Origin of the sequence: Streptomyces sp. MI02-7b (genome assembly GCF_033793585.1) — a bacterium.
Taxonomy (GTDB): domain Bacteria; phylum Actinomycetota; class Actinomycetes; order Streptomycetales; family Streptomycetaceae; genus Actinacidiphila.
Window position 1 is genome coordinate 14887 of the sequence record NZ_JARAWX010000010.1, and the last position, 12340, is coordinate 27226.

The 12340-nt window shown below is 72.0% G+C and carries 11 protein-coding genes; 8 read left to right on the forward strand and 3 right to left on the reverse strand.

Translation table 11 applies throughout. From position 1 onward, the window contains the following. Positions 1-48: 48 nt before the first annotated feature. Entirely contained in the window at positions 49-336 is a 288-nt protein-coding gene (locus PV364_RS18000; protein ID WP_319661048.1) for a YggT family protein, read from the forward strand. Positions 337-382: 46 nt separating this feature from the next. Beyond that, positions 383-1567: a DivIVA domain-containing protein gene (locus PV364_RS18005; RefSeq protein WP_319661049.1), complete on the forward strand. Its 1185-nt coding sequence runs from the start codon at positions 383-385 to the stop codon at positions 1565-1567. A gap of 235 nt (positions 1568-1802) precedes the next feature. Here PV364_RS18005 and ileS read toward each other — a convergent pair whose 3' ends face one another. Next, a complete protein-coding gene (gene ileS / locus PV364_RS18010; protein WP_319661050.1) occupies positions 1803-4931 on the reverse strand; it encodes an isoleucine--tRNA ligase in 3129 nt (1042 codons plus the stop codon). A gap of 382 nt (positions 4932-5313) precedes the next feature. Beyond that, positions 5314-5943: a hypothetical protein gene (locus PV364_RS18015; protein WP_319661051.1), complete on the reverse strand. Its 630-nt coding sequence runs from the start codon at positions 5941-5943 to the stop codon at positions 5314-5316. Positions 5944-5983: 40 nt separating this feature from the next. Between PV364_RS18015 and PV364_RS18020 the strand changes: the two genes are divergently transcribed. The 5 genes from PV364_RS18020 (at position 5984) to PV364_RS18040 (ending at position 10512) form a co-directional block, all read left to right on the forward strand. Next, positions 5984-6751, forward strand: a complete 768-nt coding sequence (locus PV364_RS18020) for a TraR/DksA family transcriptional regulator (protein WP_319661052.1) — start codon at positions 5984-5986, stop codon at positions 6749-6751. Positions 6752-6860: 109 nt separating this feature from the next. Continuing rightward, positions 6861-7421 carry a signal peptidase II gene (gene lspA / locus PV364_RS18025; protein WP_319661053.1) on the forward strand — a complete coding sequence of 187 codons (561 nt, stop codon included), beginning with the start codon at positions 6861-6863 and terminating at the stop codon, positions 7419-7421. A gap of 85 nt (positions 7422-7506) precedes the next feature. Further along, complete coding sequence (locus tag PV364_RS18030) at positions 7507-8442, forward strand: RluA family pseudouridine synthase (RefSeq protein ID WP_401974705.1); 936 nt, start codon at positions 7507-7509, stop codon at positions 8440-8442. Beyond that, positions 8435-8872, forward strand: a complete 438-nt coding sequence (locus PV364_RS18035) for a GNAT family N-acetyltransferase (RefSeq protein ID WP_319661056.1) — start codon at positions 8435-8437, stop codon at positions 8870-8872. The genes PV364_RS18030 and PV364_RS18035 overlap by 8 nt, the downstream gene beginning before the upstream one ends. A 44-nt stretch (positions 8873-8916) precedes the next feature. Next, complete coding sequence (locus PV364_RS18040) at positions 8917-10512, forward strand: Na+/H+ antiporter (protein WP_319661057.1); 1596 nt, start codon at positions 8917-8919, stop codon at positions 10510-10512. Between the two features lie 26 nt (positions 10513-10538). Here PV364_RS18040 and PV364_RS18045 read toward each other — a convergent pair whose 3' ends face one another. Next, positions 10539-11642 (reverse strand): mechanosensitive ion channel family protein, encoded by a 1104-nt coding sequence (locus tag PV364_RS18045; RefSeq protein ID WP_319661058.1) that lies wholly within the window; start codon positions 11640-11642, stop codon positions 10539-10541. Between the two features lie 79 nt (positions 11643-11721). On the opposite strand from PV364_RS18045, the gene PV364_RS18050 reads away from it, so the two are divergent. Further along, positions 11722-12303: a dienelactone hydrolase family protein gene (locus PV364_RS18050; protein ID WP_319661059.1), complete on the forward strand. Its 582-nt coding sequence runs from the start codon at positions 11722-11724 to the stop codon at positions 12301-12303. The last annotated feature ends 37 nt before the right edge of the window (positions 12304-12340 follow it).

The window sequence follows — 12340 nt, forward strand, 5'->3', positions numbered from 1 at the left end:
CGAAACCGGCCGCGAGGCCCACGAACAGGCAGAGGAGAGGGACGCGCGATGGACATCGCACTCCAGGTGCTGTGGATCGCGTTGATGTGCTTCCTGCTTGTCCTGATCTTCCGGTTGGTGATGGACTATGTCTTCCAGTTCGCCCGATCGTGGCAGCCTGGGAAGCCCATGGTGGTCGTCCTGGAGACCACCTACACTGTCACCGATCCGCCACTCAAGCTTCTGCGGCGGTTCATTCCGCCGCTGCGTCTCGGGGGCGTGGCGCTCGACCTGTCCTTCTTCGTATTGATGATCATCGTGTACATCCTGCTCACCGTCGTGGGGGGCTTGAGATGACCGATGCGGGCTCCCGATATGTCGACGATCACGTTGAGGTGAAGAGATGCCACTGACCCCCGAGGACGTGCGGAACAAGCAGTTCACGACCGTCCGCCTCCGAGAAGGCTATGACGAGGACGAGGTGGACGCCTTCCTCGACGAGGTCGAGGCGGAACTGACCAGGCTGCTGCGCGAGAACGAGGACCTGCGGGCGAAGCTGGCGGCGGCCACCCGCGCCGCCGCCCAGAACCAGCAGCAGGGCATGCGCAAGCCCGAGCCGCAGGACGGCCGCGGCGGCCCCGGTGCCCCCGTGCCCGCCGCCATATCCGGACCGCAGCCGGTGCCGCCGCAGCAGATGGGCGGCCCCCAGGGACCCGGCAGTGGCCTCGCCCTGCCCGCCGGGCCCAGCGCTCAGCAGGGCCACATGGGGCAGCACCCCATGCAGCAGCAGGGCCCCATGCAGGGCGGCCACCCCATGCAGCAGCAGGGTCCCGGTCCGATGGGCCAGCACCCGATGCAGCAGCAGGGTCCCGGCCACATGGGGCAGCACCCCATGCAGCAGCAGGGCCCCATGCAGGGCGGCCACCCCATGCAGCAGCAGGGCCCCGGCGGCGACAGCGCCGCCCGTGTGCTCTCGCTCGCCCAGCAGACGGCCGACCAGGCGATCGCCGAGGCGCGCGCCGAGGCCAACAAGATCGTCGGCGAGGCCCGCAGCCGCGCCGAGGGTCTGGAACGCGACGCCCGCGCCAAGGCGGACGCGCTCGAGCGGGACGCGCAGGAGAAGCACCGCGTGGCGATGGGCTCCCTGGAGTCCGCCCGCGCCACGCTGGAGCGCAAGGTCGAGGACCTGCGCGGCTTCGAGCGCGAGTACCGCACCCGTCTGAAGTCGTACCTGGAGAGCCAGCTGCGCCAGCTGGAGAACCAGGCCGATGACTCGCTCGCCCCGCCGCGGACCTCCGCGGCCCCCTCCCTGTCCTCCGGTTCCGGCGGCATGGGCGGCGGTATGGGTGGCGGCACCATGGGCGGCGGCATGGCCACGGCCGGAGCCGGCACCATGGGCGGTGGCCAGAGCTACGGCGGTCAGGGCATGGGCGGCCACGGCGGCCCGAACCCCACCTACGGCGGCCAGCAGCAGATGTCCCCCGCCATGACCCAGCCGATGGCACCGGTCCGGCCGCAGGGGCCGGCTCCGCTGCAGCAGGCGCCCACGCCGATGCGCGGGTTCCTCATCGACGAGGACGACAACTAGTCGCGCACAGGCGCCGGCCGCTCGCACGACGCGCACCACGGCACCACACAGGGCCGGGCCCCCAGGGAATCGCTTCCCTCGGGGCCCGGCCCTTTTGTGCCTCCCGCAAGCCCCTGCCCGCGGACGTCGCGCGCACGAGGAAACCGCCCCCGCCCACGGTGACGTGGACGGGGGCGGTTCGGCCTTCCCGGTACCCGGATGGGCTAAGCGGGCCCGCCGGGCTTCCGGTGCATGCTCACCGCTTGCGCAGGTGGAAGGTGAGGCCGAGGGCCTCGTCGGTGAAGGCGGGCCCGTAGCCGTCCTCGGGGCCGCCGGAGGCGAAGTCCGTCGCGAGGACCTCGTCCGCGACGAGTCCCGCGTGCTCCTCCAGCGCCGAGACCAGCTCGGCGTCCGCGGCGGCCCAGCGCAGCGCGATGCGGTCGGCGACGTCCAGGCCGCTGTTCTTGCGCGCCTCCTGGACGAGCCGGATCACGTCACGGGCCAGTCCCGCCCGTCGCAGCTGCGGGGTGACCTCCAGGTCCAGCGCTACGGTCGCGCCGGAGTCGGAGGCGACCGACCAGCCCTCGCGCGGGGTCTCCGTGATGATCACTTCCTCGGCCGAGAGGGCGACCGGCTCGCCGTCCACCACGACGGTGGCCGTGCCCTCGCGCAGACCGAGCGAGAGCGCGGCCGCCTCGCACTCCGCGATGGCCTTGGCGACCGCCTGGACGCCCTTGCCGAAGCGCTTGCCCAGCGCGCGGAAGTTGGCCTTGGCCGTGGTGTCCACCAGGGAGCCGCCGACCTCGCTGAGGGACGCCAGGGAGACGACGTTCAGCTCCTCCGCGATCTGCGCCCGCAGTTCCCCGCCCAGCGACTCGAAGCCCGCCGCGGCCACGAGCGCCCGCGAGAGGGGCTGACGGGTCTTGACGCCGGATTCCGCCCGGGTGGCCCGGCCCAGCTCCACCAGACGCCGTACGAGGGCCATCTGCTCGGACAGGGCGGGGTCGACGAGCGCCTCGTCCACCGTCGGCCAGCTCGCCAGGTGCACGGACTCCGGTGCCCCCGGGGTGACCGGGACGACCAGGTCCTGCCAGACGCGCTCGGTGATGAACGGCACCAGGGGCGCCATCAGCCGGGTCACGGTCTCCACGACGTCGTGCAGCGTGCGCAGCGCCGCCGGGTCGCCCTGCCAGAAGCGGCGACGGGAGCGGCGGACGTACCAGTTGGACAGGTCGTCCACGAAGGAGGAGAGCAGCTTGCCGGCCCGCTGGGTGTCGTACGACTCGAGCGCGCCGGTGACATCCCGCACCAGGGTGCCGAGTTCGCCGAGCAGCCAGCGGTCGAGCAGCGGCCGGTCGGCGGGCGCCGGGTCGGCGCCGCCGGGGGCCCAGCCGGCGGTGCGGGCGTACAGCGCCTGGAAGGCGACGGTGTTCCAGTAGGTCAGCAGCGTCTTGCGGACGACCTCCTGGATCGTGCCGTGGCCGACCCGTCGCGCCGCCCAGGGCGAGCCGCCGGCCGCCATGAACCAGCGCACGGCGTCGGCGCCGTGCTGGTCCATGAGCGGGATGGGCTGCAGGATGTTGCCCAGGTGCTTGGACATCTTCCGGCCGTCCTCGGCGAGGATGTGGCCCAGGCAGACCACGTTCTCGTAGGCGTTCCGGTCGAAGACCAGGGTGCCGACCGCCATCAGCGTGTAGAACCAGCCGCGGGTCTGGTCGATCGCCTCGGAGATGAACTGCGCGGGGTATGCGCCCTCGAACACCTCCTTGTTGCGGTACGGGTAGCCCCACTGCGCGAACGGCATGGAGCCCGAGTCGTACCAGGCGTCGATGACCTCGGGCACGCGCTCGGAGGGGGCCGAGCACTGCGGGCAGGCGAAGGTGACGTCGTCGATGAAGGGCCGGTGCGGATCGAGGCCGGTCTGGTCGGCGCCGGTCAGTTCCGACAGCTCGGCCAGCGAGCCGACGCAGGTGAGGTGGCCCTCCGCGCAGCGCCAGATGGGCAGCGGGGTGCCCCAGTAGCGGTTCCGGGACAGCGCCCAGTCGATGTTGTTGTTCAGCCAGTCGCCGAAGCGGCCGTGCTTGACCGCCTCCGGGTACCAGTTGGTGCGCTCGTTCTCGCGCAGCAGCGCGTCCTTGACCGCGGTCGTGCGGATGTACCAGGACGGCTGCGCGTAGTAGAGCAGCGCGGTGTGGCAGCGCCAGCAGTGCGGGTAGCTGTGCTCGTACGGCAGGTGCCGGAAGAGCAGGCCGCGCTCCTGGAGGTCGGCCACCAGGGCCTCGTCGGCCTTCTTGAAGAACTGGCCGCCGACGAGCTCCAGTTCCTCCTCGAAGGTGCCGTCGGGGCGCACCGGGTTGACCACCGGCAGGCCGTAGGCGCGGCAGGTCCTGAGGTCGTCCTCACCGAACGCGGGCGACTGGTGGACCAGACCCGTTCCGTCCTCGGTCGTCACGTACTCGGCGTTGACGACGAAGTGGGCGCCCTCGATCTCCACGAGGCCGAAGGGCCGGTCGTACGTCCAGCGCTCCATCTCGCGGCCGGTGAAGGACTGCCCGGTGGCCTCCCAGCCCTCGCCGAGCGCCTTGCCGAGCAGCGGTTCGGCGACGACCAGCCGCTCCGTGCCGTCGGTCGCGACGACGTAGGTGACGTCGGGGTGGGCCGCGACAGCGGTGTTGGACACCAGCGTCCAGGGCGTGGTCGTCCACACCAGGAGCGCGGCGTCACCGGCCAGCGGACCGGACGTGAGCGGGAAGCGCACGAACACCGAGGGATCCACCACGGTCTCGTAGCCCTGGGCGAGTTCGTGGTCGGACAGGCCGGTGCCGCAGCGCGGGCACCAGGGCGCCACGCGGTGGTCCTGGACGAGCAGGCCCTTGTCGAAGATCTGCTTCAGCGACCACCAGACGGACTCGATGTACTCGGGGTCCATCGTGCGGTAGGCCTCGTCGAGGTCGACCCAGTAGCCCATACGGGTCGTCAACTCGGCGAAGGCGTCGGTGTGGCGGGTCACCGACTCCCGGCACTTGGCGTTGAACTCGGCGATGCCGTACGCCTCGATGTCCTTCTTGCCGGTGAAGCCGAGCTCCTTCTCGACGGCGAGCTCCACCGGGAGGCCGTGGCAGTCCCAGCCGGCCTTGCGGGTCACGTGGTGGCCCTGCATGGTCTTGAAGCGGGGGAAGACGTCCTTGAAGACGCGGGCCTCGATGTGGTGCGCGCCGGGCATGCCGTTGGCGGTCGGGGGGCCTTCGTAGAAGACCCATTCGGGCTTGCCCCGGGTCTGCTCCAGCGAGCGGGCGAAGACCTTGTTGTCCTGCCAGAACGCGAGCACGTCGTGCTCCAGCGCGGGCAGGTCGACCTGGGCGGGGACCTGGCGGTACTGCGTCATCGGATTCTGCCTCCGGCGGACACGTCATTGGTGCGTGCGTATTCCGTCGGAGGGACGAGAGCCGGTTGCTGCGCCGGTCCCGCGGTACCACCCTCCTTGGCGGCGGGCGGCCCCTCGCGGGGTCGTTCCGCAGCCCCCTCATTGGGGTCGCGCTGCCGGTTCTACTCGCCCTCGCGGGCTTTCTTCCGGCGGCTCGGGGGTGATCTTCACGTCGCGCACACCCCCGGGCTTCCACCGCCCCCGGGTCGCTATGGGCTGCGTGCGGCGCTACTCGTCCCCTTCCACGCCTTTCGCTCCGCCCAGTGTACGGGGCCGGGGGGCGCCGTGTCGGCCGGGTTTTCCGCGGGGCGGGAGTGACCCGAATGGCCCGGTGCGCACCTCGTTACCGGTTGGTACCGGAATACCTGGCGGAGAGCTGGGCACAACGGATGCAGACCTGCCTCCCGGCCGGGCAAGGCGGGCGAATCCGGCGGCGTGCCCCGTTGCCGCGGGTCCGGAGCCGATTTATCGTTCCGGCACGATTCGCGAGCAAGATCACAATATGTGAAGGGGCCGCGACCATGGTGGGGAAGAAGACCACCGCCACGAAGAAGGCGACGGCGAAGAAGGCGACACCTGTGGGCGCTTCCGCGGACCGCGGGAAGGCCGCACCCGGGGTCGCCCCCGAACGCCCCGCCCTCTCCGCGCCCGCACGCGGGAAGGCCGCCGCGGCCGGGAAGGCGGCCAGGGCCGGGAAGGCGGCCAGGGCCGGGAAGTCCGGCACGGCCGCGTCCCCGGCATCCCGCACCAAGGCACCGGCCGCTGTGCAGGCGCCCGCGAAGACCCCCGCGAAGAGCCGCGCGAAGCCACTGGCCACGACCGCCCCCACGACGGTTTCGCAGGGCGGCGGGAAAAAGGCGGCGTCCTCCGGAAAAGCGGAATCCGTCACAAAGGCGGCATCCTCGAAGGGGGCGTCCGTGAGGCCGCCCGCCAAGAAGACGGCGGGTGCCGTGAAGCAGACCGCGGAAGGCACGCGGAAGACCGCGGCTCAGGCCGCAGGGAAGAGAGCTGCCGTGGCGGAGGCTGACAAGACCACGACGACGGCGCCCGCACGCACCAAGGGCCAGTCGGGCAAGGCCGGTACGGCGACGGGACGCGCGGCGCGCAAGACCGCGCCCCCGGCGAAGAAGACCGCCCCCGCGGCGGAGAAGGCGCCGGCGGCCAAGAAGGCCGCCCCGCCGAAGAAGACCGTGAAGGCGGGCCGGACGGCCGAGCCCGCCGAGGAGTCCGGGCCGGCGAACGCCGGCACGACCGCGAAGGCCACGAAAAAGGGAGCCAAGAAGGTGGTAGCGAAGAAGACCGCGGCCGGTACGGCCGCAACAGGGGGACCCGCCTCCGCGGTGCCCACGGCGCGCATCGCCCGGCCGACCGGCGTCGTGGCCCCGGGCGACCTGGCGGTCCGGCCCGACGAGGAGCCCTGGTCCGCCGAGGAGGTGGACGCGGCGCGCGCCGAGCTGCTGGCCGAGATGGGCCGGCTGCGGACGGAGATCACGACCTCGGAGGACGCCATCACCGGCCTGCTGCGCGACTCCGGTGACGGCGCGGGGGACGACCAGGCCGACACCGGCACCAAGAACATCACCCGCGAGCACGAGATGGCGCTCACCGCCAACGCCCGCGAGATGCTCGCCCAGACCGAGCACGCACTGGAACGGCTCGACTCCGGCACGTACGGGCTCTGCGAGTCCTGCGGCAAGCCCATCGGCAAGGCGCGCATGCAGGCCTTCCCCAGGGCCACGCTCTGCGTCGACTGCAAGCAGCGACAGGAGCGTCGCTACTGAGTTTTCGCGGGGGCCGCGCCCGGCCGCCCCCGCTGTTCGGACGTGTGTGCCGTAACCTCGTCAGCGTCAGGATCAGGCCTGGCCGGGACATCGGGGCTGAAGGACTCACATGGCGAAGGCACAGGAGACGGCGACGGACACGGCGGACGAGCCGACCGGCGGCACGGACGTGACCGTCCCCAAGGGACCGCGGCGCATCGCCGTGCTGCTCGGCGTGGCGGCGCTGGCGTACGCCCTGGACCTGCTCTCCAAGATCTGGGTGGTGACGCGCCTGGAGGGGCATGAGCCGATCGACGTGATCGGCTCCTACCTGCGCCTGGAAGCGGTCCGCAACGCGGGCGCGGCCTTCGGCTTCGGGCAGGGCATGACGATCGTGTTCACCGTGATCGCGGTCACGGTGATCGTCGTGATCGCCCGCATCGCGCGGAAGCTGCACAGCGTGCCGTGGGCGATCGCGCTCGGGCTGCTCCTCGGCGGCGCCTTCGGCAACCTCACCGACCGGGTGTTCCGGGCGCCGGGCTTTCTGCAGGGGCACGTGGTCGACTTCGTAGCGCCCGCCCACTTCGCGGTCTTCAACCTCGCCGACTCGGCGATCGTCTGCGGCGGCATCCTGATCGTCCTGCTGTCCTTCCGCGGCCTCGACCCGGACGGCACCGTCCACAAGGACTGACGCGGCCGCCCGGCCGCCGGGAGGGGCCGGAACGCGTGAGCGGGAAAGCGCCGGTCACCCATCCGGCATACTCGACCAGGTGAGTATGTCTGCCGAAGTTCGGTCCCTCCCTGTTCCCGACGGTCTCGAAGGCGAACGTGTCGACGCCGCCATCGCCCGTATGTTCGGATTCTCCCGGACCAAGGCCGCCGAGCTGGCGGCGGCGGGGAAGGTGACGATCGACGGCAGCACCGCCGGGAAGTCCGACCGCGTCTCCGGCGGCGCCTGGCTGGAGGTCGAGCTGCCCGCCCCGCCGCGTCCCGTGGAGATCGTCGCGGAGCCGGTGCCGGGCATGCGCATCGTCCACGACGACGAGCACGTGGTCGTCATCGACAAGCCGGTCGGCGTGGCGGCGCACCCCAGCCCTGGCTGGACCGGCACCACCGTCATCGGCGGGCTGGCCGCGGCCGGCTACCGGATCTCCACCTCCGGCGCCGCCGAGCGCCAGGGCATCGTGCACCGGCTGGACGTCGGCACCTCCGGGCTCATGGCCGTGGCCAAGTCGGAGATCGCCTACAGCGACCTCAAGCAGCAGTTCCGCGAGCGCACCGTCGACAAGCGCTACCACGCCCTCGTCCAGGGCCACCCCGACCCGCTCAGCGGCACCATCGACGCGCCGATCGGCCGCCACCCCACCCACGACTACAAGTGGGCCGTCACCGCGGACGGCAAGCCCAGCGTCACGCACTACGACCTGGTCGAGGCGTTCCGCGCGGCCTCGCTGCTGGACATCAAGCTGGAGACCGGCCGCACCCACCAGATCCGCGTGCACATGGCCGCGCACCGCCACCCCTGTGTCGGCGACCTCACCTACGGCGCCGACCCGACGATCGCCAAACGGCTGGAGCTCGGGCGCCAGTGGCTGCACGCCGTGCGCCTGGGCTTCACGCACCCCGGGGACGGCCGCTGGGTCGAGTTCGAGAGCGACTACCCCGAGGACCTCCAGCACGCCCTCGACATCGTGCGGGGCGACAGTGCCTGAGGCGTACACGATCCGGGTGCCCGAGGGCCCCGACGACCTGAAGGCGTACTTCGCCGTACGGCACGAGGTCTTCGTGCTGGAGCAGAAGGTGCCCGCAGACCTGGAGTACGACGAGTTCGACGCGACCGCCGTCCATGTGGTGGCGATCGGTCCCGACGGCGCGCTGGGCGCCGGCCGGCTGCTCCCCGGCGCGGACGGCACCGGCGTCCTGGGCCGTCTCGCGGTGCTGTCGCGGGCCCGCGGGCTGGGCGTGGGAGCGGCACTGGTGCGGGCCGTGGAGGAGCAGGCCCGGCTGCTGGGGCTGCGCGTCGTCGAACTGCACGCGCAGGTCCACGCCCTCGGCTTCTACGAGCGCCTGGGCTACGAGCCCTTCGGCGAGGAGTACGAGGAGGCGGGCATCGCCCACCGTTCCATGAGGCGCGCGCTGTGACGCGCTGACCCGAGTGGGCTCCGCGGACATGTCACGCTAGGGGCGTGGATCAACTCGCGCTGTTCTTCGCCCTGATGCTCGCGGCCATCATCATGGTCCCGCTGGGCGACCGGCTGGGGCTGCCGTCGCCCGTTCTCATGACACTGCTCGGGGTCGTCCTGGCCCTGCTGCCGTTCGTGCCCAACGTGCAGATCAACCCGGCGCTCATCCTGCCGCTCGTGCTGCCGCCGCTGCTCTACGCCTCCGTGCAGCGCACCTCGTGGCGGCAGTTCGCCGCCAACAAGAGGGCGATCTTCCTGCTCGCCGTCGCCCTGGTGCTCATCACCACGGCGGCCGTGGGCGGCATCGCGAACGCCGTCCTCCCCGGGATCTCCCTGGCCGGCGCCGTCGCGCTCGGCGCGCTCGTCGCCCCTCCGGACCCCGTGGCGGCCACCGCCGTGGCCGGGCGGCTCGGCCTGCCCCGGCGCATGATCTCCACCCTGGAGGGCGAGGGGCTGTTCAACGACGTCACCGCGATCGTGGTCTACAACGTGGCCGTCGCCGCGGCCGTCACCGGCTCGTTCTCCTGGCCCGAGGCACTCGGCGAGCTGCTGCTGTCGGCGGTCGTCGCGGTCGTGGTCGGCTTCGCCCTGGGCTGGATGGCCTCCAAGCTGATGGGGGTCGTCGGCGACCCGACCCTCCAGATCGGGCTGTCGCTGCTGGTCCCCTTCGCGGCGTACGCCATCGCCGACGAGGCGCACGGCTCGGGCGTCCTCGCCGTGCTCACCACGGCGCTCTTCCTGGCCGAGCACGCCGTGGACGCCGACGACGTGACGGGGCGACTGGTCGGCGCCACCTTCTGGGAGGTCGTCGACACCCTGGTCACCGGCGTCGCCTTCGGCCTCATCGGCCTGGAGCTGCACAACGTCTTCGGAGTCGGGGCCGGCCGCTGGGGGACGATGGTCGGCCACGCGGCACTCGTCGTCGGCGCCGTGATCGTCGTCCGGCTCGCCTACCTGCTGCCCGCGGCATACGCCGCCAGGAAGCTGCACAAACGGCGCGACCTGGACGAGGACATCCCCATGAGCGGGCGGGAGACCGTCGTCATGTGGTGGTCCGGCATGCGCGGCGTGGCGTCCGTCGCGCTGGCCCTGGCCATCCCGCACACCATCGACAACGGCGACCCCTTCCCGGCCCGCGACGAGATCCTCTTCATCGCGTTCTCCGTCGTCCTGACCACCCTGGTCCTCCAGGGCCTCACCCTGCCGTGGGTCGTCAGACGGCTCGGGGTCAGCAGCGACACCCAGATCGAGCACGACATGGAGATGCTGCTCGCGCTGCGCGCCATGGCGGCGGCCAAGCAACGGCTGAAGGAGGTCGAGGCGACCGAGAGCTTCCCCGAGGAGGTCTCCGAACTCCTGCACCGCCGGGCCTTCGACGTCGGGGCGCGGATCTGCCCCGACATCGTCGACGACGACAAGCGCGACCGGCACACCGCGCGGGTGAGCCGCATCAGGACCCTCGAACGCGTCCAGCGGGACATGCTCTCCGCGGCCCGGCACGAGGTCCTCGCGGCGCGCAGCGAACCCGGCTACGACCCGGAGATCGTCGACCGGGTGCTGCGCCAGCTCGACGTCCGCAGCCTGCGGGTGTCCCGCTAGGGGTCGCGGGCGCCCCCCGGGGCCCGCTAGCGGGCCCCCGGACCCGGCCCGATGTCGCTCGCGCCCGGCGTCGCCTGCTGCCGGTCCGGAGCGTCGGCGAGCCCCGGCGCCGGGGCCGTGTTGATGCGGGGCAGGGCGTACGGGTGCTCGCGGCGCAGCCACTCGATCATCTGCTCGCGCACCACGCAGCGCACCGTCCAGATGTCGTCCGCGTCCTTCGCCGTGGCCAGCGCCCGCACCTGGATCGTGGACGGGGTGGTGTCCGTCACCACCAGCCCCCAGGCGCGGCCGTCCCACTGCTCGCACTCCTTGAGGACCTGCAGCAGCCGTTCGCGCATCAGGTCCACCGGAGTGGTGTGGTCCAGGTGGAAGTAGACGGTGCCCGTCATCCGGGCGGTGCCGCGCGACCAGTTCTCGAACGGCTTGCTGGTGAAGTACGACACCGGCATGGTGATCCGCCGCTCGTCCCAGGTGCGGACCACGAGGTAGGTGAGGGTGATCTCCTCGACCGTCCCCCACTCGCCCTCCACCACCACGGCGTCGCCGATCCGCACCATGTCGCCGAAGGCGATCTGCAGCCCGGCGAACAGGTTCCCCAGCGTCGACTGGGCGGCGATACCGGCGACGATGCCGATCAGACCCGCGGAGGCCAGCATGGAGGCGCCGAAGCCGCGCATCGCCGGGAACGTCAGCAGCATCGCCGCCACCGCGACGACACCCACCACCGCCGACACCACCCGCTGGATCAGCGACACCTGGGTGCGCACCCGGCGCACCCTCGCCGCGTCCTGCGCCCCGGAGGCGTACCGCGAGTACGAGGCCTCCACGACGGCCGCCGCCACCCGGACCACCAGCCAGGCGCAGGCCCCGATCAGTACCAGGGTCAGCACCTGGCCGATCGCCCGGGTGTGGCCGCGGGCGAGGTGCGCCTGCTCGTAGGAACCCCGCAGCAGCGAGCTGCAGATCACCAGTTGGAGCGGCAGCCGGGCGCGCCGCAGCAACTGCCACAGAGGGGTCTCGGGATGACGGGCGTCGGCGCGGCGCAGCGCGTGGTCGACGGCCCAGCCCACGGCCAGAGTCACGATGAGGGAGCCGCCCACCACGCCCAGCGGCCGTACGACGGAGTCCATGGTTTCGACGGTAACGGGCATGATGGAGCCCGTACCCCGATCGTGCGGCCCCTATGGGATGTGAATTGTGACCTCCGGCATGACCATCGTGCTCTTCCACTCGGCCTACGGGCTCCGCCCCGCCGTGCACGCCGCCGCCGACCGGCTGCGCGCAGCCGGGCACGAGGTGCACGTGCCCGACCTGTACGAGGGCCGCACCGCCGAAACCGTCGAAGAGGGCATGGCCATCAAGGACGAGATCGGCCGCGACGAGCTGCTGATGCGGGCCGTCACCGTCTCGGGACCGCTCTCCGAGCGCGGGCTGGTCTACGCGGGCTTCTCCCTCGGCGGCTCCATCGCGCAGAACCTCGCCCTCGCCGACGACAAGGCCCGCGGCCTCCTGCTGCTGCACGGCACCTCCGACATCGCCGACGACGCGGCCACCGACATGCCCGTCCAGCTGCACGTCGCCGAGCCGGACCCCTTCGAGCCCGACGACTGGCTGAACGCCTGGTACCTGCGCATGCGCAAGGCGGGCGCCGACGTGGAGGTCCACCGCTACCGCGGCGCGGGCCACCTGTTCACCGACCCCGGTCTCGACGACTACGACGCCGAGGCCGCCGAGCGTGCGTGGGCGATCGCCCTGGACTTCCTCGCCGACATCGCGGCGGACGCGGAGTGACCGGGGGCTGAGGGCTCGGGACGGGCAACTGCCCTGC